The organism is Bisbaumannia salifodinae (assembly GCF_055388505.1).
This window is the reverse complement of the sequence record NZ_AP043781.1, coordinates 1,900,490-1,925,300: the sequence shown is the minus strand read 5'-3', so window position 1 is coordinate 1,925,300 and position 24,811 is coordinate 1,900,490. Positions and strand designations below refer to the sequence as shown.

At 65.7% G+C, this 24,811-nt stretch carries 20 protein-coding genes; 8 read left to right on the top strand and 12 right to left on the bottom strand.

The window, feature by feature from the left end; genetic code table 11:
• The first annotated feature begins 90 nt into the window (after positions 1-90).
• Positions 91-978: a DMT family transporter gene (locus ACZ5EF_RS08680; RefSeq protein WP_346060500.1), complete on the top strand. Its 888-nt coding sequence runs from the start codon at positions 91-93 to the stop codon at positions 976-978.
• Between the two features lie 48 nt (positions 979-1,026).
• On the top strand, positions 1,027-1,452 hold the full coding sequence (locus ACZ5EF_RS08675) for a hypothetical protein (protein ID WP_346060501.1): 426 nt from the start codon (positions 1,027-1,029) through the stop codon (positions 1,450-1,452).
• A 258-nt stretch (positions 1,453-1,710) separates the two neighbouring features.
• Here ACZ5EF_RS08675 and pyrC read toward each other — a convergent pair whose 3' ends face one another.
• Positions 1,711-2,742, bottom strand: a complete 1,032-nt coding sequence (pyrC, locus tag ACZ5EF_RS08670; protein ID WP_346060502.1) for a dihydroorotase — start codon at positions 2,740-2,742, stop codon at positions 1,711-1,713.
• Positions 2,743-2,869: 127 nt separating this feature from the next.
• Between pyrC and ACZ5EF_RS08665 the strand changes: the two genes are divergently transcribed.
• Both ACZ5EF_RS08665 and ACZ5EF_RS08660 read left to right on the top strand, forming a co-directional pair.
• Complete coding sequence (locus ACZ5EF_RS08665; RefSeq protein ID WP_346060503.1) at positions 2,870-3,442, top strand: hypothetical protein; 573 nt, start codon at positions 2,870-2,872, stop codon at positions 3,440-3,442.
• 120 nt (positions 3,443-3,562) lie between these two features.
• Positions 3,563-4,069, top strand: coding sequence for a hypothetical protein (locus tag ACZ5EF_RS08660; RefSeq protein WP_346060504.1), 507 nt, complete (start codon positions 3,563-3,565; stop codon positions 4,067-4,069).
• Between the two features lie 257 nt (positions 4,070-4,326).
• Here ACZ5EF_RS08660 and ACZ5EF_RS08655 read toward each other — a convergent pair whose 3' ends face one another.
• From ACZ5EF_RS08655 to ACZ5EF_RS08645, 3 genes are all read right to left on the bottom strand, one after another.
• Positions 4,327-4,698, bottom strand: a complete 372-nt coding sequence (locus ACZ5EF_RS08655) for a DUF6746 family protein (protein ID WP_346060505.1) — start codon at positions 4,696-4,698, stop codon at positions 4,327-4,329.
• Positions 4,699-4,994: 296 nt separating this feature from the next.
• On the bottom strand, positions 4,995-8,135 hold the full coding sequence (locus ACZ5EF_RS08650) for an efflux RND transporter permease subunit (protein ID WP_346060506.1): 3,141 nt from the start codon (positions 8,133-8,135) through the stop codon (positions 4,995-4,997).
• Positions 8,132-9,370: an efflux RND transporter periplasmic adaptor subunit gene (locus tag ACZ5EF_RS08645; RefSeq protein WP_346060507.1), complete on the bottom strand. Its 1,239-nt coding sequence runs from the start codon at positions 9,368-9,370 to the stop codon at positions 8,132-8,134. Before ACZ5EF_RS08645 ends, ACZ5EF_RS08650 begins: the two co-directional genes overlap by 4 nt.
• A 431-nt stretch (positions 9,371-9,801) precedes the next feature.
• Between ACZ5EF_RS08645 and ACZ5EF_RS08640 the strand changes: the two genes are divergently transcribed.
• The gene (locus ACZ5EF_RS08640) at positions 9,802-11,670 is read left to right on the top strand and encodes an LTA synthase family protein (RefSeq protein ID WP_346060508.1); all 1,869 of its coding nucleotides are present in this window, start codon (positions 9,802-9,804) and stop codon (positions 11,668-11,670) included.
• A 118-nt stretch (positions 11,671-11,788) separates the two neighbouring features.
• On the opposite strand, the gene ACZ5EF_RS08635 is transcribed toward ACZ5EF_RS08640, so the two are convergent.
• Positions 11,789-13,300 (bottom strand): Fic family protein, encoded by a 1,512-nt coding sequence (locus ACZ5EF_RS08635; RefSeq protein ID WP_346060509.1) that lies wholly within the window; start codon positions 13,298-13,300, stop codon positions 11,789-11,791.
• 171 nt (positions 13,301-13,471) lie between these two features.
• Here ACZ5EF_RS08635 and ACZ5EF_RS08630 point away from each other — a divergent pair, with 171 nt between their 5' ends.
• The 3 genes from ACZ5EF_RS08630 (at position 13,472) to ACZ5EF_RS08620 (ending at position 16,112) form a co-directional block, all read left to right on the top strand.
• Positions 13,472-13,732 carry a helix-turn-helix domain-containing protein gene (locus ACZ5EF_RS08630; protein ID WP_346060510.1) on the top strand — a complete coding sequence of 87 codons (261 nt, stop codon included), beginning with the start codon at positions 13,472-13,474 and terminating at the stop codon, positions 13,730-13,732.
• 3 nt (positions 13,733-13,735) lie between these two features.
• Positions 13,736-15,034, top strand: coding sequence for a type II toxin-antitoxin system HipA family toxin (locus ACZ5EF_RS08625; RefSeq protein WP_346060511.1), 1,299 nt, complete (start codon positions 13,736-13,738; stop codon positions 15,032-15,034).
• A gap of 109 nt (positions 15,035-15,143) precedes the next feature.
• Positions 15,144-16,112: a YbgA family protein gene (locus tag ACZ5EF_RS08620; protein ID WP_346060512.1), complete on the top strand. Its 969-nt coding sequence runs from the start codon at positions 15,144-15,146 to the stop codon at positions 16,110-16,112.
• Positions 16,113-16,180: 68 nt separating this feature from the next.
• Here ACZ5EF_RS08620 and ACZ5EF_RS08615 read toward each other — a convergent pair whose 3' ends face one another.
• From ACZ5EF_RS08615 to ACZ5EF_RS08585, 7 genes are all read right to left on the bottom strand, one after another.
• The gene (locus ACZ5EF_RS08615; RefSeq protein ID WP_346060513.1) at positions 16,181-16,690 is read right to left on the bottom strand and encodes an acyltransferase; all 510 of its coding nucleotides are present in this window, start codon (positions 16,688-16,690) and stop codon (positions 16,181-16,183) included.
• Positions 16,680-18,101: a UDP-glucose dehydrogenase family protein gene (locus tag ACZ5EF_RS08610; protein ID WP_346060514.1), complete on the bottom strand. Its 1,422-nt coding sequence runs from the start codon at positions 18,099-18,101 to the stop codon at positions 16,680-16,682. The genes ACZ5EF_RS08615 and ACZ5EF_RS08610 overlap by 11 nt, the downstream gene beginning before the upstream one ends.
• A gap of 80 nt (positions 18,102-18,181) precedes the next feature.
• Positions 18,182-18,619 carry a hypothetical protein gene (locus tag ACZ5EF_RS08605; protein ID WP_346060515.1) on the bottom strand — a complete coding sequence of 146 codons (438 nt, stop codon included), beginning with the start codon at positions 18,617-18,619 and terminating at the stop codon, positions 18,182-18,184.
• A 30-nt stretch (positions 18,620-18,649) separates the two neighbouring features.
• Positions 18,650-19,921: an O-antigen ligase family protein gene (locus ACZ5EF_RS08600; protein WP_346060516.1), complete on the bottom strand. Its 1,272-nt coding sequence runs from the start codon at positions 19,919-19,921 to the stop codon at positions 18,650-18,652.
• 136 nt (positions 19,922-20,057) lie between these two features.
• On the bottom strand, positions 20,058-22,007 hold the full coding sequence (locus tag ACZ5EF_RS08595) for a polysaccharide biosynthesis protein (RefSeq protein WP_346060517.1): 1,950 nt from the start codon (positions 22,005-22,007) through the stop codon (positions 20,058-20,060).
• A 27-nt stretch (positions 22,008-22,034) separates the two neighbouring features.
• Complete coding sequence (locus ACZ5EF_RS08590) at positions 22,035-23,618, bottom strand: phosphohexomutase domain-containing protein (RefSeq protein ID WP_346060518.1); 1,584 nt, start codon at positions 23,616-23,618, stop codon at positions 22,035-22,037.
• A gap of 18 nt (positions 23,619-23,636) precedes the next feature.
• Positions 23,637-24,803 (bottom strand): nucleotide sugar dehydrogenase, encoded by a 1,167-nt coding sequence (locus tag ACZ5EF_RS08585; protein ID WP_346060519.1) that lies wholly within the window; start codon positions 24,801-24,803, stop codon positions 23,637-23,639.
• Positions 24,804-24,811 lie beyond the last annotated feature (8 nt).

Sequence of the window (24,811 nt, the reverse complement as noted above, 5' to 3'; positions counted from 1 at the left end):
ATTGGCTTCAGCATAGTCGCTGGGCGGCCTGGTCCCGATCACGTATCATCGATTCGCCAAGGACGCTTTCTCCCCGACGACAGGAGTCCCATGACCGCCGCTTCCCGACCGCCCCTCAAGGCCGACCTGCTGCTGCTCGCCGTCACCCTGCTGGCCGCCGCCGGATGGATCTTCTCCAAGGAAGCGCTGAACGGCCTGCCACCGCTGCTGTTTATCGGCAGCCGCTTCCTGCTGGCGGGTCTGCTGCTGCTGCCCTTCGCCTGGCCCAGCCTGCGCAAGCGTCGCCCGGCACAGTTCACGGGGGCCCTGGGTGTCGGCCTGGTCTTCGCCGCCGCTATCGCCTTCTGGGTGCTGGGCCTGGCCTATGCCACCCACCTGGGCGAGAGCGCCTTTATCAATAGCCTGGGCATCCTGCTGGTGCCGGTGATGGCCCGCCTGCTGTTCGGTGACCGGCCGCCGAAGACCACCTGGATCGCCCTGCCGGTGGCGGTGGTGGGGCTCGCCTGCCTGTCCCTGGACCGGGGCTTTCACCTGGAAGCGAGCCAGTGGCTGTTCCTGATCGCGGCCACCCTCTTCGCCCTGCTCTTCAACCTCAATTCCCGGGTCGTACGCAGCCTCCCCGCCCTGCCATTGACGGCCATCCAGCTGATCGTGGTGGGGCTGGTGCTGACGGCCCTGTCGGCGCTGACCGAGCCCTGGCCCGCCCGCCTGGGAGGCGATACCCTGGCCTGGCTGGCGGCCAGCGTGCTGCTGGCCAGCACCCTGCGCTTCTTCCTGCAAGTCTATGCCCAGGGTCTGACCACCCCCAGCCATGCGGCGGTGATCATGATGCTGGAAGCGGTATGGACCGCGCTGATGGCGGCGGTGTGGTTCAATGAGACCATGAGCGCCTGGCAGCTGCTGGGCTGCGGGCTGATCTTCGCGGCGCTGCTGATCAATCGCTGGCGCTGGGTACGCGCCCTATGGCGCCGTCGCTGAGGCAGTGAGGGAAGGCAAGCCTGGGCGGGACATGACAACGGAGCGGGAATGAGCAAAGTACGCTACTCGGGCGACCTGATCGCCAGCCTCGAGGGAGTGATGTGGCTGGGGCTGGCCTGGTCGGCGAGCCTGTCGACCAGGCTGGGTACCCCGTTGCCCAGCATCACGGCGCTCTGCCTGGTAGGCACCTGCCTGATCGTTTCCCTGGGCCATCGCCCCCTGCGGCTGATGCTGGGCCGCTACCGGATCCGCAAGCGGCGCACCGAGATGCTGATGCATCTGGTGGCCCTGCCGCTGCTGCTGGCCATGGCCCTGGCCATCCCCTTCGAGGCCCTGGTCACCCCCCTGACCGGCGCCCAGCGACTGCTGCTGTTCAATGTGCTGGCCACCGCCGGCTGGCTGATGTTCCTGCTGACCATCCTGACCAAGTCGGTGATCTTCGAGGTGCGCCAGCGCAAGGGCGGTAGACGCTAATTGCCGAGGCGCCGGGCCGCGGCCAAAACCAGCCCCCACAAAATCAGTGGCCACCCAGCCTATTGTGGGAGCTCGGCTGTGCCGAGCGATTGGCCAGGCACCCCAGGGCGCCTGGCGGCGCCAATCGCTCGGAAAAATCCGAACTCCCACAGAAACCATGGTGGCGGCTGGAGGGGCAACATAGAATCTCCTACCAGGTGCGGGCTGCCACTGGGGTGGTGAAAGCTGGCTTTAGCTGCGGCCCGGCATCTCGGCGAGTTACACCAGCTTCCAGTCCAGGCTTTCGCCGCCCATCAGCGGCACGATCACCTCGTCCCCATAGGGCAGGCTCTCCGGCAGGATCCAGGACTCCCGCTTCAGGGTGATGCTGCGCGGGTTGCGCGGCAGGCCGTAGAAGTCGGGGCCATGATGGCTGGCGAAGCCCTCCAGGCGATCCAGGGCGCCGGCCTGCTCGAAAGCGGTGGCATAGAGCTCGATGGCCGCCGGGGCGGTAAAGGCGCCCGCACAACCACAGGCGCTCTCCTTGGCCCCCTTGGCATGGGGCGCGCTATCGGTCCCCAGGAAGAACTTGCGGCTGCCGGAGGTGGCCGCCGAGAGCAGCGCCTCGCGGTGGCTCTCGCGCTTGAGCACCGGCAGGCAATAATAGTGGGGGCGAATACCGCCCACCAGCATCTGGTTGCGGTTGAACAGTAGATGGTGAGCGGTGATGGTGGCCGCCACATTCGCCGGTGCCGCCTCCACGAACTCCACCGCCTGGCGGGTGGTGATATGCTCGAAGACCACCTTCAGGTCCGGGAAGCGCGCCAGCAACGGCTTCATCACCCTGTCGATAAACACCGCCTCGCGATCGAAGATATCGATCTCGGCATGGGTCACCTCGCCGTGTACCAGCAGCGGCAGGCCGAGACGCTCCATGGCGGCGATGGCATCGGCACACTTGTCGACGCTGGTCACCCCGGAGTCGGAATTGGTGGTCGCGCCGGCGGGATAGAGCTTGACCCCATGCACCTGACCGCTGGCCACCGCCCGCTCGATCTCTTCCGGGGCGGTGTTATCGGTGAGATACAGCGTCATCAAGGGCTCGAAGGCCACCCCTTCCGGCACCGCGGCGAGGATCCGCTGGCGGTAGGCCAGGGCCTGCTCGGTGGTGGTCACCGGCGGCTTGAGATTGGGCATGATGATGGCGCGACCGAACTGGCGGGCGCTGTAGGGCACGACCCGATCGAGGGCCTCTTCATCGCGCACATGCAGGTGCCAATCGTCGGGCTGGGTCAGGGTGATCTCGTTCACGGTGCATCCTGTAGTCGGTGAATCAGCCCGCCCAGTATACCCGCTTGCCGGCCGTGACGCCGTGGGTCTGGCGAATCCCCCTTATTCCGCTAAACTAGGGGTTCCACCCGTCCCGAATCACGCCATCATGATGCGCTCACTGTCTCGGCTAACGCTACTCACCCTGTTGGTCGCCTCGCCCCCCCTGCTGGCGGCGGCGCCATCCGCCTCGCCCCAGGACGACCCCGAGTTCATCGAGCTGGACAACGGCGTGCGCGTCGATGGCGAATCCGTGGACTTCTTCGATGGTTTCACCTCGGGCTTCCGCGTGGCCGCCGGCTACCTGCTGCCTCGCCTCCCGCGCTTCGAGATCGGCGCCGAATTCGCCTACCTGGAGAGCGAACAGCTGCCCACCACCTATCAGGGCATGCCGGTACAGCTCGACAGCGCCAGCCTGCGCGGCGCGGTCATGGCCGGACTCCGCCTGGGCAAGCTGCACTTCTATGGCAAGTCGGGGCTGGCCGGCTGGCAGGCCGACGTGGCCGGTCCCGCGGAAGGCAACTGGCGACGCGACTCCCTGGATGGTACGGCCCAGACCTTCGGCCTGGGCGCCAGCATTCAGCATAATGCCTGGCAGGGCCGGCTCGAGTACGAATACATCGATGCCGACCGCCTAGACCACCTCAATATCACCAGCGCCCGAGTCATCTACCGCTTCTAAGCGGCGGGCCATCCGAAGCGCCGCAAATCCAGAGCCATCCCAGGCGCGCACTGCCCCCAGGCGATGGCTGCGACAATGTCGCACAGGCACTCACGCTGGACAGCTGCTAGAGTGGCGTCTTTGCCAATCATTATCGATTCCATGGTCGCCTCCACCACCTCGCTGCGCCTCAATATCCTTATCCTGACCACCTTGCTGATCCTGGGGGCCGCCGCCTGGTACGCTGCCCACCATCTGACCGGGCGTGACGGCATCGACTGGCAAGCCGCCGAGGCCCCCTGCGACCTCAACCGGGGCCCCTGCAGCGCGACCCTGGCCGACGGCAGCCGACTGCGCTTCGCCATCGACGGCGACAAGCCGATCCATGCCCTGACGCCGCTGAGGCTGCATGTGGAGAGCGATGCCGGCGATATCCGGCGGGTGCGTGTCGACTTCGAAGGGGTCGGCATGGAGATGGGCCTGCACCGCTTCCCGCTGGAGCAAACCGCCGAGGGCCAGTTCGCCGGCCCGGCTCAGGTCGGTATCTGCACCGAGGAGGTGATGCCCTGGCGGGCCCGGGTACGCATCGAAACCAGCCAAGGCTGGCAAGGTGCCTGGTTCGATTTCACCGCGGTGCGCGGTGTCTGACACCGGCTGAAACGGCTGAAACAACAGCGGCCCCGCCAATGGCGGGGCCGCTAGTGCTGAGCGCTGGCTTTGCCGACAACCCTTTGATACCCCTGTGGGAGCTGGCTTTAGCCGGCGACTTACCCAACCTTATCGCCGAGACGTCGGACCGCTGTGAAGCAGGCTCCCACAATACCGGTGGCATCCCCTCACCCAGTGGGAGCTGGCGTTAGCCGCGGGCCGACGTTTCGCCGATTATCCGTGGGGCCTGCGGCCGGTCACTCCATCCCGGTCAACGTCTTGGCCTTGTCCAGATACGCCTGGCCATGCGACTTCACGCCCTCGCCATCCAGGCGCTCCGAGGCCAGATGCACCTCCTCGAGCTCCACGGCCATCTCGCCGACTTCCTCCGAGAGGGTCTCCAGGGCATTCTCCAGGGTATAGGTCAGCTCATGGACCTGCCCCAGCTCTTCATCGCTCAGCGACTCCTGGGCCAGCAGGGCCTCGAGACGCTGGTTATAATCGGTGAAATTCTCGACCGCCGCCTGCAGGGTCTCGGCGGCTTCGCCCTGAAAGTGATCGACACGCTCGGCCAGGGCCTCGCCCACCAGCCCGAAGGTCAGAGCCGCCAGAAACATGAAATGCTTCATTGCAATTCCTCTTTGCCAATGAAAATGATTTGCAACAACAAATCTATCAGTTGATCGGCGCCCACACAAGCGTTCCGGCTGCGGTGGATTGGCGCGGCCTTAGCCGATCCACAGGTTTGGTGGGAGCGCGGATTCCGCGCGATTCGCCCGAAGGGCGATCCTGACTGTCACCAGGGGCGACTGCGTCGCCCAATCGTCCGGAATCCGGACTCCCACAACACCAGTGTTTCTCCCAGCAACAGTGGTTGCCCAGCCTGCTGTGAGGCTGGCCACCCAACCTGCTGTGGGAGCTGGCGTTAGCCGCGGTCCGGCGCCTCGGCGCTCGGGTACTCCTCCCCATGCCGCCCCAGGCGCGCCCGCAGGTGCTCCAGCCAGGAGAGCAGCGCCGGAATCACCAGCAGTACCAGCAGGGTCGAGAGCCCCAGGCCGAAGGCGATGGAGACCGCCATGGGAATCAGGAACTGAGCCTGCAGCGAGGTCTCGAAGAGCAGCGGCATCAGGCCGCCGATGGTGGTCAGGGAGGTGAGCAGTACCGCCCTGACCCGCTGCACCACCGCCTCGTTGAGGGCGGCGTCAATGGCCAGCCCCTGGCGGCGCTGCTGGCGATAGAAGGTCACCAGGATGATGGCGTTATTGACCACGATGCCGGAGAGCCCGAAGAGGCCAAACAACGACAGCACCGTGAGCTCGATGCCCAGCAGCCAGTGCCCCAGCACCCCGCCCACCAGGGCGAAGGGAATGATCGCCATCACGATCAGCGGCAGGCTCCAGGAGGCGAATACCCAGGCCAGTACCACATACATCAACCCCAGGCCGACGATCAGCCCGGTGCGCATATCGGCCAGGGTCTCACGCTGGTCGGCGGCGCGTCCCTCGAAGCTGTAGGAGACATGGAAATCCCGGGCCAGGGCCGGCAGGGTCTCGCGGTCCAGGCTCTCCAGCACCTGCTGAGCGGAGGTGACGGCACCATCCAGCTCGGCCCCCACCGCCACCGCCAGGCGCCCATCGGCATGGCGCAGGGCCTGAAAACCCTGGGCCGGTGACAGGCTCATCACCTGCGTCAGCGGCACCAGTCGCCCGTCCGGCACCCGGATGGCCAGCCGCGACAGGGTCGCCAGTCGCTCGCGCTGTTCCCGGGGCAGCATCACCCGTACTTCCACTTCGTCGGCCCCCTGCTGATAGACCTGCACCACCTGGCCGTCGAAGGCCGTGCGCAGCTGGCGACCCAGCTCGGCGGTGGTCAGGCCCAGGGCCTCGCCCTGAGCATTGACGCGATAGATCAGCTGTTCGCGGCCCCAGGGCATGTCGTCTTCGGTATCGAGCACCCCCGGCAGGCCGGCCAGCGCCTCGCGCAGCCGGTCGGCGGCGGCGCGCAGCGCGGTGGCCTCCTCCCCCACCAGGCGCACCTCCACGTCGCGCCCCGGCGGCCCGGCGGCCCGCTCGCTGATGGTCAGGGCCTCGAGGCCCGCCGGCAGGGTGATGCGCCGCCGCCAGGCGCGAATCAGCTCGCTGTTGCGCACCTCCCGATCGTCCGGGGAGATCAGCTCGATCATGATCGAGCCCAGCTCGTCGGCACGCCGCCCGGTGCCACCGGCGCCCAGGCTGGCCCCGTAGCGGGTCACCCGGGTGCGAACCAGGTCGCCGCCGAGCGCCGCTTCGGTCTCCTCCAGGGTCGCCTCGAGATGCTCGATAAAGCGCTCCATCCGCGCCGCCTCGGTACCGGCCACGAAGCTGGCATTGGCATAGAGCACCGTGGGCTCCGGCGAGGGGAAGAAGGTGAAAGCGATGCGTCCGCCGGCCACCAGACCGGCGATGACCAGGGTCACCGCCAGGGCCGAGGCCAGGGTGGCGCCCCGGTGGCGCAGGCTCAGCGCGGAGAGGCGCCGGAAGGGCCCCTCGCGGAAGGCCAGGAAGCGACGCTCGAAGCCCTGGCGCAGCCGCTCCAGGGCATGGCGCGGCGCCTCCCGTCGCGGGTCGAAGGCATGGCGCAGGTGAGCCGGCAGCACCACGAAGCACTCCACCAGGGAGGCGATCAGCACGCAGATCATGATGATGGGAATATCGCCGAGGATATTGCCGATCACCCCGCCCACCATCAGCAGCGGCATAAAGGCCGCCACCGTGGTCAGCGACGAGGCCACCACCGGCCACAGCATGCGCCTGGCGGCCCCCTCAGAGGCGCTGCGCGGCGCCTCCCCCATGCGGTAGTGGGCATCGGCGTCCTCGCCCACCACGATGGCGTCATCGACGATCACCCCCAGCGCCATGATCAGGGCGAACAGCGACATCATATTGATGGAGCCGCCGATGCCCCAGAACACCAGCATGGCGGCCATAAAGGCGGTGGGAATGCCCACCGCCACCCAGGCGGCGACCCGCGCCGGCAGGAAGAAATAGAGCAGGAGTATCACCAGCACCAGGCCGCCCAGGCCGTTGCCGATCAACAGCCAGATGCGCTCGGCGATCAGCTGCCAGCTCTGGTCATGCACCTCGAGGCGGGCCGAGGGCGGCAGGGTCGGGCGCACCTCCTCCAGCCAGTCGTCGAGCACCTGGGCCGCGCTCAGCGAGTTCCCCGCCTCGGCCCGCTGCAGTTGCAGCTCCACCGCGGGCAGTCCCCGATGAGTCAGGCTCACCTGGCCGCGACGCGGCTCCTGACGCAGGATGGCGATGTCCCCCAGGCGCAGATGGACCCGATCGCCGCTGAGGATCGGCAGGCTCTCGAAGTCGCGGGCCGTACGACGCTGCTCCACGGCACGCAGCTCCCGGGCGCTGTCCTGCTGGGCCAGCAGCCCCGCCGGCAGGTCCCGGGACATGGCCTGGATACGCTCGGCGACCCGCTCCAGGGTCAGCCCCAGGGTCTGCAGTCGTTCGACGGGCACCTCGATGCTGATCTGCTGTTCGGCGACGCCCTCCAGCTCGACCCGGTCGATGCCCCGCTGCAGCAGTTGGGTCTCGAAGCGCTGGGCCAGGGTCCTGAGCTCGTCCTCGGCCAGGTCACCATAGAGCAGCAGGCGGGCCACCGGCTCGTAGCGGGCCAGGCGACTGACCCGGGGCCGCTCGGCCTCCGCCGGCAGGTTGGTGAAGCCCTCCACCTCCTGGCGCACATCATCCAGGGCCAGCACCGCATCGGTGCCCTCGACGAACTCCAGGGTAATGCTGGCCACCCCCTGGGTGGAGGTGGAGGTCATGCGCTTGAGGCCGTCGATGCTGCGCAGGCGCTGCTCCAGGGGCAGGGTGATGCCCTGCTCCACATCCTCCGCCGAGGCACCGCTCCACACCACCCGCACGCTGACCACGTCGAGGGCGAAGGTCGGGAAGAACTGGATATTCATCCGCGACAGCCCCAGCACGCCGCCCACCAGCATCACCAGCATCACCAGGTTGGCGGCCACCCGATGATGGACGAAGAAGCCGATCACCCCACGCCGCTTGCTCACGCCTCCGGCTCCTCGGCCGATTCGGCGACATCCACCCTGAGGCCCTGCATGGCATTGGGCAGATGCGTGATCATGATCCGTTGGCCATCGGCCAGGGCCTCGCCGGTCACCAGGGCCAGACGCTCACCCTCGGCGCCCAGGGTCTCCCCCAGGCGCTCCACCTCCAGGCGCACCAGCCGCCCCTCCTCCACCCGGTAGAGGCGATTGTTGCCGTGCAGGGCACTGAAGGGCAGCGCCAGGGCGCGGGGGTGAGCGGGACGGGCCAGGGTCACCGCCAGCAGGCTGCCGGGGCGCAGCCCGGGAACCGCCTCGCGCAACGCCAGGATCGCCTCGCTGCCGCTGGCATCGCCCTCGCCGGCGAAGCCCGCCAGGGTAAAGCGCGCGCCGTTCTCGGCCTCGGCCAGCAGCGTCTCGCCACGGGCCAGGGCCTCGATCAGCTCCGCCTCATGCTGCCGGGGCAGCCGAGCCCACAGCTCCAGCCCCGACTCGGGATAGACCGACAGCAGACCGGCCCCGGCGGCGACCTGGTCGCCGGGTGCCACCCGGACCTCGCTGACGATACCGGCGAAGGGCGCGATGACCCGGGCCCGCTCGGCATCCCGCTGCGTCGCCGCCAGGTTGGCCTCGGCCCGCGCCAGCCGCGCCTCCAGGCTGGCGCGGCGAGCGGGATGCTCGGCGATGGCGTTCTCGCGGGTGGTCAGGGTCAGGCGGGCCCGGGACAGGGCATCCTGGGCGGCGTCCAGGTCGGCCCGGGAACCCAGGTTGCGCTCCACCAGGCTGCGCGCCCGCTCCAACTGGCGGCCGGCGTTATCGCGGATCTCCTGCTCCCTGGCCAGGGCGGCGCGGTCACTTGCCAGGCGCAGCTGCTCGTTGGCCAACTGCGCCTCCAGGTCGGCCACCTCCGCCGCGGCCTGGGCCAGCAGCGGCGCGATATCCGCCTCGTCCAGGGCCACCAGCAACTCGCCCTCGGTCACCCGCTGCCCCTCGCGCACCGGCCGCTCGGCGATACGCGCCGGGAGCGAGGCGGTCAGGGTCACCCGCTGCGGCGCCACCAGCTCGCCGAACAGCGGCAGGATCGGCGTCCGCTCCCCCAACCGGACCCGCTGCACCTCGATCCGCCAGCTGCGCTCCTGAGCCGTGGCCGGCGGCGGCTCGGGCCGGGTCAGGCGCAACGCCACGAAGCCGGCGATACCGATGGCCAGGATCACAACGGGAAGGAGTCGCTTCACTATCATGGGCATGCCGCCGCAGTCGGAAACCAGGAGCAACTACTATACAACCCTTGGACAATATATCGATATAACAGCGCCCTTGCGGAAACTGGCATTTAAGGTTCTTCGCAGATCAGCGTGAAGCCACGACATGGCAGATCTCCGGCTTGCTGTTGTGGGAGCTTGGCTGTGCCGAGCGATTGGGCGACGAAGTCGCCCTTGGGTGCCAACCAGGATCGCCCTGCGGGCGATCAAGGCGCCTGGCGGCGCCAATCGCGCGGAACCGGGACGCCGGACCGCCGCGCTCCCACGGAAACCGCGGTGGCAGCTTGAGGGGCGACATAGAATCTCCCACGATAGTATTCACGACAAAGTGCGAGGAACCGTATTTGGTCGGCCTCCACCGACATTTTTTGGTAATATTCACCGCCTTCAAAAAAACCATAAGCAAGATAATGACGCAGAGAACCTCGCCTCAAACGCCGGCGCTATTGCGCAGCTGGCTGAAATTCCTTGTTATTCTCACCCTGCTGACCCTGACGCTGCGGCTGTTGGGCAGCGCCTGGATGGTCCCCGACGCCCTCTGGCCCCGCGCCTGGTGGTGGGGGCTGCGCTTCGATCTGGCGATCTCGGCCCTGCTCGCCGGCCTCACCGTGCTGGGCCTGTGGCTACCCACTCGCCTGGGCCTGACGCCACCCCGGCGCGGCTGGCTGGTGCCGGCCTGCGTGCTGCTGCTGGGCGCGCACCTGGGCGACTGGCTTTACTGGCAGGAGACGGGACGCCATATCGGTTACGAGGCCGCCGAGCTGTTCAACTCCGCCGGCAGCGCGGCCCAGATGCTGGCCCTGCACTGGCCCTGGCTGCTGGCCATCGCCGTCCTGACCCTGCTGATCTCGCTGCTGGCCTGGGTGCCAAGTGGCAAGCCGGGCCGGGGGCCGCGTCTGGAACTGTCGCTGCTGGTGGTGATGGGGCTCAGCGTGCTGCTGGTGCGGGGCAGTATCACCCAGCTACCCCAGGGGCCCCATGACGCCATGCGCCTGGCCGACGCCGGTGAGGCCACCGCCGCCCTGAACGGCGCCTATGCCGCCCTCTATGGCCTGCAGAGCGGCCACGACAGCCTACGCCAGTTACCCATGAACTGGCTCGACAGCGACACGGCCCGTGACGAGGTGGCCCGGCTCTATGCCGATCGCCAACCCCTGTCGTCAGCCACCACTGCAGAGCCCGTGAACCTGATCGTGGTGCTGCTGGAGAGCTGGTCCAGCGCCCATATGCGGCCGCTGGACGACGGCACCCCGGTGACCCCGAATTTCGATGCCATCGCCGCGCAGGGCCTGGCCAGCCGCGAACTGGTCTCCGGGGGCATGCGCACCACCGAGGGCATGTTCGCCGTCTTCTGCAGCCACCAGAACCCCCTGGGCCAGACCCTGGCCAAGACCTCCCAGGCCCTGAACGACTACGATTGCCTGCCGCGCCGCTTGAGGGACGCCGGCTGGCGTACCGCCTTCTTCCAGGGCTCCCACGAGAACACCAGCGGGGTCGGGGCCTACGCCCAGTCGCTGGGCTTCGAGCGCAGCCAGGGCAAGGCCGATATCGACACGCGCCGTTATGACGAGAACGCCTGGGGCGTCTATGACGGCGACCTCTATCGCCATGTGCTGGCCACCCTGCCCTCGCTCGCCGAGCCGATGATGGTGGGCATCAATACCAACACCACCCACGACATCCAGCTGCATGACGCCGCGCCGCGGCTGACCGCCGGGGAGACACCGCTGGACGTGGAACGCAATGTGCTGCATCTGGCCGACCGGGAGCTGGGCGAGTTCGTCGCCGCCCTGGAGGCCAGGGACTGGCGACACCCCTGGGCGCTGCTGCTGGCCTCCGACCACACCGCCCGGGTCCAGGGCAGCGCCCTGGAGCGCGCCCTGCTGCCTTTCGCCCTCTATATGCCGGAGCGGGTCGCCCCCGGGGAGCCCGGGCGCATCGCCCACCAGCGCGACCTGGCCCCAACCCTGGCCGAGCTGCTGGGCATGCCGCTGCCCCACGCCATGGGGCATTCGCTGTTCGACGATGGGGCACCGCAGGTCGCCGACTTCTTCCTTAACGGCGCCCTGCACTGGTTCGACGGCGAGGATCGCCTGGTGGAGATCCCCCTGGCCGACCCGGACCAGGCCCGCTGCCACGCCTGGCGAACGTCACCGGGGCTAGAGAGTCCCCTGCCCTGTGGCGAGGCGGAGCGTGCGGCCCTGCGCCGGGCCTATGGCCTGACCCGGCAGGCCCAGGCGCGGCTGTTCGCCGGCGAGGCCCTGGCACTGGTGCCCTGACGGGCCCCATCGCCGAAGCGTCGGGCCGCCGAAGCGTCGGGCCGCCGAAGCGTCAGACCGCCGAGGCGTCGGACCGGGCTAAAGCCAGCTTCCTCGTGGGCGGAGGCTGGCATTCTGGTCACGAGTCACCAAGATGGCTGTCCTCGCTCAAGGCCAGCCCCGCCTCCCGTTCGATCGCGTCCAATACCTCATCGGGTACCTGATAACGAAATTGTTTGCGGCGGTTTTTGGACAGGTGCCCACCATGACTCAGGCACATCATGGTCAGCCTGGCCAGATCACTGCCACGAACATCAAAACGCGAGTCGATGGCGCGATAGACTCGATCGAAACAGGCCAGATACGCCGCCTCTTCCTTGAGGTCTTTATCGAGCGCCGCCTGTGCCATCCTGAGCGTGAAAGCGACTGCTGGGGTCGCGTCCCAGTAGCGATAGAGGGCTTCACTGCCAGTGAAGACGAAATCATGATGATCGGCGTCGATCCAGTCGACTCGCCAATGCTCACGCGCAGGCTTCGAGAAGGCCTCGAGAGCCGCCAGGTAATCCGCCTCATGGCGCTTCATGGCAACGGAAATGGGCAGCAAATTGCCCCGCGGCAACTCCCCCAATCGACACAGGGTGTGATGAAGCAGGAAGCGTGAGATACGCCCATTGCCATCCATAAAGGGGTGTAAAAACACGAAACCAAATGAGAGCACTGCCCCAGCGACCAATGCCGGGACGCCTTCATCATGAGCGCTTGCCCCGGTTTCAGGAAGCGCATTGGCCCAGGCCATCAGCGCTTCCATCAATGCATCGCACAACCCGGGCGGCGGGGGAAGGTAGCTAACGCCCAAGGCTCCCGGCAAGCCATTATGCAGGTAGTTCTGTTCATGCCGGAAGGCCGCTGCCTTGTCGAAGGGGTTGTTGACCGTGCTGTTCTGTAATTCAACGAGGTAGCTCTCATCCAGGGCCCTGCCTTCATGGGCCTGACGCAGCAACTGCATAAAACGCTGTTGTTTGTCTGGCGAGGGCGACTCGCGCTCGATAGCGAAGGACGACTGGGTTTCGCTCAGATAGGCCCATTGAATGGCACGATCCAGCATTCCCGGCGGCAACGAAGCCATGAACGCCCTGGCCTTGGCCAGGATCTCGGCCTCGAGCAGGGCCTGGATCTCCGGCGTGCGGCGTACCACGGCGCAATAATGCAGGCTTCCCAGGCCATTGAAGTCGACACGCCAGCGACTGTCGCGCACGGCAGGCCCCGTGACATAGTGACCAGGGTCAAACAGTGGCACGACGCGTCCCCGGATCGGCGGATCAAACGGTAACCTCGCCACGAAGGCCTCGTAGAGATAGCCCAGCCGACGCAGATAGATACCATTTGGCGCGGCTTGTATCGCCTCGATCAGGCCCTCGGGCGACAGCTGGGGCAGGGTCTCGGCGAGAATCGCCAGCTCGACCCCCTCATGCTTCAGCGCAAACAGCAGGTGCGAGAGCAAGTCCCCCGCCGGCGCCCGCTCCATGGGGACCGCCAGCTCCTCTTCCAGCGCTACGATTCGCGTCACTGGGCGCACCCGTGCAGGACGTACCGGCGGAGAAACCCCCAGTCGTAATCGCTCATGCAGATAGGCATAGCCTATGGCTTCCATCGCCACCGCTCCTGCCTCGGAATATTTCGTTCACTTCACCAAGATAATTTTAACTTGGCAACAACCTTGGCGTTTTTTCTTAACTCGGCACACAATATCCCCCAAAGCGGATATTATGCTATTATCCCTCATAGAGGATATATCACCCATTATCCGCTATGAGGGATAACGATGAAGATCACCTCGCCGGAAATGCTGGCCCAATCCCTGAGAAATGCGCGGCGGGATCGCCACCTGACCCAGCAGGCAACCGCCGAGCTGGTCGGCATCAAGCAGGCGACGGTGTCCAGCATCGAGAATCATCCCGAGCGGAGCCGTATCGAGACCCTGTTCAAACTGCTCTCGGCCCTCGAGCTTGAGCTGCACCTCAGCGAACGCGCCTCGGCAGACGACGCCACGTCGAACGATCATTCCTGGGACCAGGAGTGGTAGGCCATGGCTAGGCTTATCGTGGCGCTCAATGGCATCGAGGTCGGCGTACTGTCACTGTCGCAAACCGGCGCCATGGCATTCGAATACCTCGCGGAGTGGGTCAATCGCCCCGGGGCTCGCGCCATCTCCTTGTCGCTACCCCTGACGACAACGCCCTATCGTGGCTCGGTTGTCTATAACTTCTTCGATAACTTGCTGCCGGATGCCGAGGCAATTCGCGCCAGGATGCAGGCTCGTTTCGGGATCGCGACGCGACATCCCTTCGACCTTCTAGCCAGCATAGGTCGCGATTGCATCGGGGCCATCCAGTTGTACCCCGAAGGCCAGGTCATTCCCGACGTCAAGACCCTCTCCGCCGAGCCCTTGGACGATCACGCCATCGAGGCCTTGCTGGCCGGTTATCAGGATGCCCCCCTGGGCATGGCTCGGGATGCGGATTTCCGCATTTCCCTGGCCGGTGCCCAGGAGAAGACCGCCCTGCTATGGCATCAGGGCAGGTGGCAGCGTCCTGCCGGGAGCACGCCCACCAGCCATATCCTCAAGTTGCCGATCGGGTTTCTCGAGCACAGCAATATCGATCTTCGCCAGAGCGGTGAAAATGAGTGGCTTTGCCTCCGGCTCCTTGAGGCCTTCGGACTCCCCGTCGCCCGGGCGGAGCTGGCGAGTTTCGGGGCACAACGAACCCTCGTGGTTCAGCGCTTCGATCGACGCTGGTCGCAAGACGGCTCCTGGTTGATGCGCCTGCCCCAGGAAGACATCTGCCAGGCGCTGGGAGTCGCCCCCGCGCTGAAGTACGAAAGCGATGGCGGGCCCGGCATCGAGGCCGTCATGAAATTGCTGCTCGGCTCGCAGCAAGCACGCCAGGACCGGGAGGTTTTCTTCAAGACCCAGGTCATCTTCTGGCTATTGGCGGCGATCGATGGCCATGCCAAGAACTTCAGCCTTTTCCTCGAGCCCGGCAGCGCCTATCGCATGACGCCGCTCTACGACGTGATCTCCGCGCACCCCCTAATGACGCAAGGGAGCATCACCGCCGAAAGAGCCAAGATGGCCATGGCCTTGAAAGGCAAGAATCGCCATTACCACTGGGCCAGGATGGCACCGCGGCACTTCCTCAGCACCGCCCGCCAAGTTGGCTTCTCGACCGACCGGGCATCGGCCATCCTGCAGGAAGCTGCCGAACGCACCGAGCCGGTCATTGCCGAAGTGGCCAACCAACTGCCCGAGGAGTTTCCCGCAGCCATCAGTGAGCCAATTTTCGAGGGCATGCGGCTGCAGGCCACCAAGATTGCTAATCGCTAATCGCCGGCTAAAGCCAACCCCCCTGGGGGCTGGGGAGACCACTGGTGTTGTGGGAGCCCGCGTCAGCAGGCGATGATAGGGCAAGGCCAATTCAAGGAGCGAGCCAGCCATGACCCGAGGTCACGCCAGCAATGCGGGCATCCCGGTAGGCATCAGCGCCTGCCTGATGGGCGAACAGGTGCGTTACAACGGCGGCCACAAGCGCTCCCGCTACTGTCTCGAGGTGCTCGGCGAGCGTTTCGCTTTCGAGCCCTTCTGCCCGGAGCTGGCGGCCGGCCTCGGCGTACCCCGGGAGCCGATTCGCCTGATGGGCAGGCTCGGCGAACGCCCCCGGGTGGTGGGCACCGCGGACCCTAGCCGCGACGTCACCGATGACCTGGACCGCGTCGGCGAGCACTTTATTGCCGGCCACCGCCACCTGCGCGGCTTCATCCTGATGAAGGGCTCACCCAGCTGCGGCCTGGAGCGGGTCAAGGTCTACCACGCCAACGGCATGCCCAGCCATGCCGACTCCGGTGCCTTCGTGCACGCCCTGAAACGGCACTTCCCGGAGCTTCCCCTGGAAGAAGAAGCCCGTCTCAACGACCCGGTGCTGCGCGAGAACTTCATCACCCGGGTCTACGCCTTCGATGACTGGAAGCGCCAGGTGGAGGCCGAGCCGAGCTACCACGCCCTGCTGCAGTTCCATAGCCGCCAGAAGCTGCTGCTGATGGCCCACCATGTGGAGAGCTACCGGGAACTGGGGCGCTACCTGGCCGAGGCCCACCGGCAGCCGCTGGACGAGACCCTGGCCCACTACCTGCGCCACTTCATGGCGGCGCTGAGCCGCCGTGCCACCCGCAAGACCCACGCCAATGCCCTCGGCCATGTACTCGGCTACCTGAGACGCAGCCTGGATGGCCCCAGCCGCCAGGACCTGCTCCAGGCTATCGAGGAGTACCGCCTAGGCCAGGTCAACCTGGTGGTGCCGTTGCGGCTGCTCACCCACTACGTCAAGCGCCACGGCTCCGACTATATCCGCGCCCAGACCTACCTGGACCCGCACCCCTATGAACTGGGGCTGCGCAATACCATCTGAGCCTGCCCCAGAAACGCCAAGGGCCCGGCAAATACCAGGCCCTTGGGTAAATACCTTGGATTACCGTCTCAGCGCACCCAATGGATGCCTTCGCGAATCACCCGCGCCGGGTTACCCGCCACTATGGCTCCCGCCGGAACGTCACGAGTGACGATACTCCCCAGCCCCACCACGGCGTCACGCCCGATGCTGACACCCTTGAGAACCGTGGCCTCATCGGCCAGCCAGACATGGTCGTCGATATGGATCGAACGGGGCGCGTTGATGCAGTGATCTCCCTCGAGGATATCGTGGCCATCCCCGGTCATGACCTTCACATTGCGGGAGAGCATGCCATCGGCACCGATGATCAGTTGGATACCTTGCCCCCGGGCACTGAGATAGCAGTCGCCGCCGATCACGGTGCCTTCTCCTATCGAGAGGTGGTTGTCATCGCCCCGGAGCTCCAGCAGGACACCCCTGAGGTTGGCGCCCGGAGCAATGCTCAGGGTATTCCCCCGCCCCTTGATGTGAATTCGACAGTCACGAATCCGCGCGTCCCGAGCGATCTCGACCCGGTTATGCGCATCAATACGCAACCGATTCCGCAGTCGCAGTCCCCATCCCAGTCTTGTCACGCCGCTTATCCGCTCCGGTGATTATCCCTTGCTCGGGGGCGCCGCCGGGCACCCCGCGCCCCACGGCATGATACAGCAGGCCGGCGGCATGCATCGATCCGGGATCGTAGAGATTGCGTCCGTCGATCACCACCGGCAGCCTGAGCCGCGCCTTCAACCAATCCCTGTCGAGGGTGCGAAACTCCTTCCACTCCGTGCAGATCACCAGGGCATCGGCCCCCGCCACCGCCTGGCCACGGTCGGCCACCAGGGCCAGGTCATCGCGTTCGCCGTAGAGGCGTCGACACTCCGGCATGGCCACCGGGTCATAGGCCCGCACCCGGGCGCCGGCCGCCCACAGCGCCTCCATCAGGGTACGGCTGGGCGCCTCGCGCATATCGTCGGTATTGGGCTTGAAGGCCAGCCCCCAGAGGGCGATGGTCTTGCCCGCCAGATCCCCACCGAGGGCCTGCGAGAGCTTGGCGCACAGCGTCTGTTTCTGACGGTGATTCACCGCCTCCACCGCCTGGAGCAGCCGCGCCGGGTAATCGACGCCCTCGGCGGTATGGATCAGGGCCTTCACGTCCTTGGGAAAACAGGAGCCGCCATAACCACACCCCGGATAGATGAAGTGATAGCCGATGCGAGGATCGCTGCCGATCCCGCGACGCACCTGTTCCACATCGGCCCCCAGACGCTCGGCGAGACTGGCGATCTCGTTGATGAAGCTAATCTTGGTGGCCAGCATGGCGTTGGCGGCATACTTGGTCAGCTCGGCGTCCCTCACCCCCATGAATATCAGCTTCTCCTGCAGGCGAATATAGGGGGCATAGCACTCGCGCATCAGGGCCTCGACCCTTGGCGAATCGGTCCCCACCACGATCCGCGCCGCATGGGTGAAGTCCTCGATGGCCGCGCCCTCCTTGAGAAACTCCGGGTTCGAGCAGACATCGAAATCGATGGCCTCGCCCCGGGCCTCGAGGGCCGCACCAATCGTCGCGGCAACGCGATCGGCGCTGCCGACCGGCACCGTCGACTTGTTGATCACCACCTTATAATCGGTCATACGCTCGCCGATGCCCTGCGCCACCGCCAGTACCTGGCTCAGATCGGCGCCGCCATCGGGACCAGAGGGGGTACCCACGGCAATAAATTGCAAGAGCCCGAAACTCACGGCGGCATCCAGATCCCGGGTAAAAGCCAGCCGCCGCGCCTCGAGATTGGCCCGAATCATCGGCTCCAGGCCCGGCTCATGGATGGGCACCTCGCCATCGCGCAGCCGGGCGATCCGTGCCTTGTCCACGTCCATGCACAGCACCTCGTGCCCCACGTCCGCCAGGCAGGCCGCCGTTACCAGGCCCACATAACCGCTGCCAAACACAGTGATCTTCATACGCTTGCCTCCTGAGACCGAGGGTGTCAGGAGTACCAGTGCGGGATGACCGTTCGAAGACAGCGAAGTGCCGGGCCCGGCTAGCGTGAATCATCACCACGACAGCGCCAGCGTGCGGCCACCACCAGAAGGCTCAGGGTCACCAGCCCCAGTGCCAGCCAGCCGAGCGAGATTACCAGGCCATAAAAGCCCGCTGGCGGCGTCCTGGGACTCGCCTCCATGCCATGCTCGGCCAGCTTGAAGCCGCCGTAGAGCAGCAGTGCCAGTAGGGTCAGCGCCCAGACCGAGCCCAGGCGCGCTAGGAACCGGGCCAGTGCCCCAGGCGGCCTGGCTGGCCGGGGCCTTTTATCTTTTGCCGCGGCACGTTTCGTCCCGGCGGTGGCACGGGGTCGCGGCTTTGCCGTGCTCCGGCGTGGCGCCCGCCTGCCGAAGGCCCAGCGGCCGGCGCGATACAGCATCCAGCCGACGCTGAACAGCACCGAGAAGAGCAGGCCACCCATGATCAAGAAGTAGAGCATGGCGACTATGGCTGCCTGATCAGGAAAGACTCAAGGCGTTGGAACACGGATTTCTTCCTCCTTCCCACGAGCATGACTGATGCCCAATGCCACCAGCACCGCCTGCATATAGGCATAAAAGGCGGCGATCATCTCCTGCTGCAGCAGGACTTCCGTCAGGCCACAGATGGCCACCGCCACCGTAAACCCGAGTCCCGCCAGGGCGAAAGCATTGTCCGGTTGACGCCGCCATCGCCAGCCATGGTAGAGCGCCGGCATCAGCAGATAGCCCAGCAGGGCGATGATGCCCACCACCCCGCCGGTCGCCAGCATCTCGAAATACTGGCTATGGGCATGTCCCCGGCTAACCCCATCCACCCAGGGGATCACGGCTCCGGCTTCGACCAGCTCATCGTTCAAGGCCTCCCGCTCCGGATAGCTGAGCCCGATCGATGGACGCTGCTTGAAGGCCTCCCAGGCCGCCACCCATAGCTGGATACGGTGGCCGGTGGAGGAGCCCCGCTCCTGGAGATTGCCATCCAGTATCGCCTGGACCTCGGCCACTCCTTTATCGACCCGTTGTTCCACGACGGGCAGCCCCTGGTAGGCCCCCACCAAGCCGATGATACCCAGCAGCAGGATACCGAGAGACCGCACGACACCCACTCGCCTGAGGTTAAGCAACAGCAACAGTACAACGACGCCCAGGATCGCCAGCATGGCGCCCCGGGTTCCCGAGAGCGTCACCGCCACCACCGCGGCCACGGCCACGGCCGCGAGCAGCAATCCCCAACGCCGCGTGGAACCCGGCAACAGCCCCAAAGCCAGCGCCATCAGCATCGCATTGAGATAACCGAAATTGATGCTGTAGAGGAAGCCATCGGCACGCCCCATATTCAGCCACTGGGTCTGATAGAGCGCCAGTAGCATGCCGCCGATAGCGCCGCCACTGACGCCCCACTCGAGCCAGCGACGCAGTTGGCCAAGATCGGCGACACTGATGGCATGTCGCAGCATCAGATAGATAGGGATCGAGGCGACCATATGCAGGCCATCACTCAGGTAACGGGCCGAGTAGCCCCCCACCATGAAGGGGCCGATTCGCCCTATCAACAAGGCGCTCAGCAGCAGGACGACCCACCAGTCAAGCCGCGCCAAGCGTAGACTCTCGCGATGAGCGATCAGGTAGCCGATGCCATAGAGCATCAGCAAGGCGATCACCCCCGTGCTGCGCACCGGGGTTGCCACCAGGAGCAGCAGCACCAGCAACAGTCCCCAGGCGTTGACCCTCAGCGCACTCTGTCGCGAAAAAACACTCCTCATCCCTTGGTACCCCACCCCAAATTATTCATTTAATTTATTTCTCATGGACTGACTTCGGCCTCAGGATACACGGGGCCTGAAACGACAAAAGCGCCCGTAGGCGCCTTCGTTATATTACCACTGCGACCGATCGAAATCAGGCGCCATGCTCTACCCCGGGCACCAGGGTGACCTGGGGCCGGGACGCCAGCAGGTCGCATAGCTCACCGCTATGCTGGAAGCCACTGACGCCGCGCTTGAGGGCTTCGCAGGCGCGCTCACTTTCCAGCTCACGCTCGGCCTGACGCAGCTCCACGAGCAGTTCCTCCAATACCTGGCGGGGCAGCCGCTCCTCCTCGGCCCGCAAGATCTTGGGATGCGGGGTGCCGATCACATTGTCGCCGATCAATAACTCCTCGTAGAGCTTCTCGCCGGGGCGCAGGCCGTTGAAGACGATCTCGATATCGCCCTCCGGGTGCTTGTCGTCCTTCACCTCCAGGCCGGTGAGCTGGATCATCCGCCGCGCCAGGTCGTGGATTTTCACCGGCTCGCCCATATCCAGCACGAAGACATCCCCCCCCTCGGCCATGGAGCCGGCCTGGATCACCAGCAGGGCGGCCTCGGGGATGGTCATGAAATAGCGGGTAATCTCGGGGTGGGTCACCGTGACCGGCCCCCCCTCGGCGATCTGCCGGCGGAACAGCGGCACCACCGAGCCGCTGGAGCCCAGCACGTTACCGAAACGCACCATGGAGAAGACCGTCTCACCGTCGCGGGTCGCCAGGTCCTGCAGTACCAGCTCGGCCATGCGCTTGGTGGCCCCCATCACATTGGTGGGCCGCACGGCCTTGTCGGTGGAGATCAGCACGCAGCGCTCGACGCCCAGCGCCGCGGCGCTCTCCGCCACCACCCGGGTACCATGCACGTTATTGCGTACCCCTTCCAGCACATTGTGCTCGACGATGGGCACATGCTTGTAGGCCGCCGCATGATAGAGGGTCTGCACCCCATAGCGGCGCATCACCGCCTCGACGCGGCTGCGGTCGCAGACGCTGCCCAGCAGGGCATAGATCGGAAAGCTCTCCCTCATCTCCGTCTTCAGGGCCTCCAGCTCCTGGTCGATGGCATAGAGCCCATACTCGCTGATCTCGAAGAGCACCAGGGCCCTGGGCCCGCCCCGCATCACCTGGCGACACAGCTCGCTGCCGATGGAGCCGCCGGCCCCGGTGACCATCACCACCTTGCCGCGGATACTGGCATCGAGTAGCTCCTCCCGGGGCGGCACCGGATCGCGACCCAGCAGGTCCTCCAGCTCCACCTCGCGCAGTTGGTCCACGCTTGCCTCACCGGAGACGATCTCCGGCATGGAGGGCACCGTCTGCACATGGACGGCGGTATCGGCCAGCTTATCCAGGGCCTGCTTGCGCTGGGCCTTGCTGGCGGTGGGCATGGCCAGCAGCACCCGGGTAACGCCGAGCTGCTCGGCCACCGGCGCGAAGGTCTCGGGGTTGTACACCCGTATGCCCTTGATGGTGCTGTCCCAAAGGCTCGACTCGTCATCGAGGAAGGCGGCGATATAGAACTCGCGGCTATTGGACAGGGCCAAGGCGAGCTGCGCCCCCGCCCCGCCGGCGCCATAGATGGCCACGGCTTCCTTATGGGTGAAGTGCTTGATCAGCCACTGATAGTAGCTACGCACCAGTACTCGGGTGCCGCCCACATACACCAGGGTGACCAGGGCAAAGTTCACCGGGATCGAACGCGGGAACTGCTGCCACTGGTAGAAGTAGGCCGCTGCCCACATCATCAAGGCCAGCAACACCGATCCCTTGACCACCGCCCATAGCGCCTGGGGTCCCATAAAGCGCACCACCGCCCGGTAGAGCCCCAGCCGGGCGAAGATAAAGACCCCCACCGGTGACACCACCAGAAATAGCCACCAGAAGGGCTCGATATAGCGCTCCGGCCACCACTCGGCGAAGCGCAGGGCGTAGGCCGACCACAGGGCCAACGGCAAGGCGACCAGATCCGCGCCCACCATGATCAGCCGCTTCTTGCCACGGCTCAGTTGAGCAACGGAGCGGTGCATGCGTCCCGGTTGATTCATCACAACATCCTATTTAATGCGTCAGGCTTATGCAGCGCCTAGCAATTCGTCCAGGCATGACAACGCGTCTTCGATCAACTCATCCAGATGCATCTTCCCACGAAAGCTCTCGGCATAGAGCTTGTAGAGGGGCTCGGTACCACTGGGCCGGGCGGCAAACCAGCCATTGGCAGTGGTCACCTTGACGCCGCCGATGGGCGCCCGGTTGCCGGAGGCGGAGGCCAACAGTTGCTGAACCGGGTCGCCGGCGACTTGCTCAATACTTAGCTTCCCCACGTCCAGCGCCTTGAAGGCCTGTTGTTGCTCGCGACTGCAGGGGGTGTCCACCCGACGGTAATGGGGCTCACCATGGCGAGCCACCAACGCCTGATAGCGCTCGCTGGGACGCTGGCCGGTGACGGCCATCATCTCCGCCGCGAGCAGGCAGAGCAGGATACCATCCTTGTCGGTGGACCAGGACCGACCGTCGCGGGTCAGGAAGCTGGCCCCGGCGCTCTCCTCGCCGCCGAAGGCCAGCCAGCCCTGGTGCAGGCCGTCGACGAACCACTTGAAGCCCACGGGAACCTCGTAAAGCTCGCGCCCGTACTCGGCTACCACCCGGTCGAACAGCGACGATGACACTAGGGTCTTGCCGATCTTCAATGCCTCACCCCACTCGGGGCGATGGGTAAGCAGATAGTCGATGGCCACCGCCAGGTAGTGGTTGGGGTTCATCAGCCCCGCCGCATCGACGATACCATGCCGGTCGGCATCCGGATCATTGCCGAAGGCCAGGTCGAAGTCATCCTTGCGCTCCAGCAGCTTAGCCATGGCGGCGGCGCTGGAGCAGTCCATGCGGATCTTGCCGTCATGGTCCGGTGGCATAAAGGCAAAACTCTCGTCGAGCCGGGTATTGACCACCTCGAGATTCAGGCCGTAGCACTCGGCGATGGCCTGCCACACCGGCAAGGCCGTGCCGCCCATCGGGTCGGCGGCCAGCCGCAGGTTGGAGGCGGCAATGGCGGCCATATCCACCGCCTCGCCCAGGGACTCGACATAGTCGCCCAGCATATCGTGGCGCACTGCCTTGGCCAGGGCGGCCTCCCGGTCCACCTCTCTCACCGACGCCAGCCCCTCGGCCAACAAGCGATTGGCATGGTCCTCGATCCAGCCGGTGGCCTCGGTGTCCGCGGGCCCGCCATGGGGCAGGTTGTACTTGATGCCGCCATCTTCGGGGGGATTGTGCGACGGCGTGATAATCAGGCCATCGGCCAGGGCGTCGTCACAGCCGCGGTTATGACGCAGGATGGCATGGCTGACCAGGGGCGTGGCGGTCAGGGGCGTGGCGCACTCGATACGCACCTCGACGCCGTTGCCCACCAGCACCCTCAGCGCCGTTTCCCAGGCAGGCCGGGACAGCGCATGGCTGTCCCGGCCCAGGAACAGCGGGCCGCCGATGCCCATCCGGCGGCGATAGTCCACCACCGCCTGAGTAATGGCCAGGATATGCTCGCGGTTGAAGGAGCCGGCCTGGGCGCGACCGCGGTGCCCCGAGGTGCCGAAGCTGACCGCCTGGTCCGGGTCTTTGGGGTCGGGACGCAGACCATCAAAGGCCTCGATCACTGCCTGCATCAGATCGCTCCTCCGGGCTTAGTCGCTGCCGAACAGGTCGCGGGTATAGACCTTGTCGGCCACGTCATCCAGCTCGGCGACCATGCGGTTGGATAGGATTAGGTCCGATTCTCGCTTGAAGGCTTCGAGATCCCGCATCACCCTCGAGTTGAAGAACTCATCTTCCTTCAAGACCGGCTCATAGACCACCACCTCGATGCCCTTGGCCTTGATGCGCTTCATCACCCCCTGCATGGCGCTGGCGCGGAAGTTGTCAGAACCGACCTTCATGATCAGGCGATAGATCCCCACCACCTTGGGCCTACGGTCGAGCACCGACTTAGCAATAAAGTCCTTGCGGGTGGTATTGGCATCGACGATGGCCTGGATCAGGTTGTTGGGTACGTCCTGGTAGTTGGCCAGCAGCTGCTTGGTGTCCTTGGGCAGGCAGTAGCCGCCGTAGCCGAAGCTGGGATTGTGGTAGTGGCTGCCGATGCGCGGGTCGAGCCCCACCCCTTCGATGATCTGGCGAGTATCCAGGCCGTGGGTCTCGGCGTAGGTATCCAGCTCGTTGAAGTAGGCCACCCGCATGGCCAGATAGGTATTGGCGAACAGCTTGATGGCCTCGGCCTCGGTGCTGTGGGTGAAGAGTGCCGGCACCTCCTCCTTCACCGCCCCCTGCTTAAGCAGGCCGGCGAAGGTCTCGGCGCGCTGAGAGCGCTCGCCGACGATGATCCGCGACGGATAAAGGTTGTCATAGAGGGCCTTGCCCTCGCGCAGGAACTCCGGGGAGAAGACCAGGTTCTGGGTGCCGAAGCGCTCGCTGGCTTCGGCGGTATAACCCACTGGCACGGTAGACTTGACCACCATCACGGCCTCGGGGTTGATGGCCATCACGTCCTGGATCACCGCCTCGACGCTTGTGGTATTGAAGTAGTTGGTCTCGGGGTCGTAGTCGGTGGGGGTCGCGATAACCACGAAGTCGGCGTCGCGATAGGCCGCTTCCTTGTCCAGGGTGGCGGTGAAGTTCAGCTCACGGTTGGCCAGGAAGTCGCTGATCTCAGCGTCCTCGATAGGCGAGACCTTGTCGTTGAGCAGCGCCACCTTCTCGGGGACGATATCCAGTGCCACCACCTCGTTGTGCTGGGCGAGCAGCATGGCGTTGGAGAGGCCCACATAGCCGGTACCGGCAATAGCAATTCTCATTCGATTTC

Coding starts and splice junctions, on each gene's coding strand:
- ACZ5EF_RS08590 (WP_346060518.1), bottom strand. CDS start 23,618: ATGCAGGCAGTGATCGAGGCCTTTGATGGTCTGCGTCCCGACCCCAAA.
- ACZ5EF_RS08635 (WP_346060509.1), bottom strand. CDS start 13,300: ATGGAAGCCATAGGCTATGCCTATCTGCATGAGCGATTACGACTGGGG.
- ACZ5EF_RS08610 (WP_346060514.1), bottom strand. CDS start 18,101: ATGAAGATCACTGTGTTTGGCAGCGGTTATGTGGGCCTGGTAACGGCG.
- ACZ5EF_RS08640 (WP_346060508.1), top strand. CDS start 9,802: ATGACGCAGAGAACCTCGCCTCAAACGCCGGCGCTATTGCGCAGCTGG.
- ACZ5EF_RS08620 (WP_346060512.1), top strand. CDS start 15,144: ATGACCCGAGGTCACGCCAGCAATGCGGGCATCCCGGTAGGCATCAGC.
- ACZ5EF_RS08680 (WP_346060500.1), top strand. CDS start 91: ATGACCGCCGCTTCCCGACCGCCCCTCAAGGCCGACCTGCTGCTGCTC.
- ACZ5EF_RS08630 (WP_346060510.1), top strand. CDS start 13,472: ATGAAGATCACCTCGCCGGAAATGCTGGCCCAATCCCTGAGAAATGCG.
- ACZ5EF_RS08585 (WP_346060519.1), bottom strand. CDS start 24,803: ATGAGAATTGCTATTGCCGGTACCGGCTATGTGGGCCTCTCCAACGCC.
- ACZ5EF_RS08600 (WP_346060516.1), bottom strand. CDS start 19,921: ATGAGGAGTGTTTTTTCGCGACAGAGTGCGCTGAGGGTCAACGCCTGG.
- ACZ5EF_RS08645 (WP_346060507.1), bottom strand. CDS start 9,370: ATGATAGTGAAGCGACTCCTTCCCGTTGTGATCCTGGCCATCGGTATC.
- ACZ5EF_RS08675 (WP_346060501.1), top strand. CDS start 1,027: ATGAGCAAAGTACGCTACTCGGGCGACCTGATCGCCAGCCTCGAGGGA.
- ACZ5EF_RS08595 (WP_346060517.1), bottom strand. CDS start 22,007: ATGAATCAACCGGGACGCATGCACCGCTCCGTTGCTCAACTGAGCCGT.
- ACZ5EF_RS08655 (WP_346060505.1), bottom strand. CDS start 4,698: ATGAAGCATTTCATGTTTCTGGCGGCTCTGACCTTCGGGCTGGTGGGC.
- ACZ5EF_RS08605 (WP_346060515.1), bottom strand. CDS start 18,619: ATGCTCTACTTCTTGATCATGGGTGGCCTGCTCTTCTCGGTGCTGTTC.
- ACZ5EF_RS08665 (WP_346060503.1), top strand. CDS start 2,870: ATGATGCGCTCACTGTCTCGGCTAACGCTACTCACCCTGTTGGTCGCC.
- ACZ5EF_RS08625 (WP_346060511.1), top strand. CDS start 13,736: ATGGCTAGGCTTATCGTGGCGCTCAATGGCATCGAGGTCGGCGTACTG.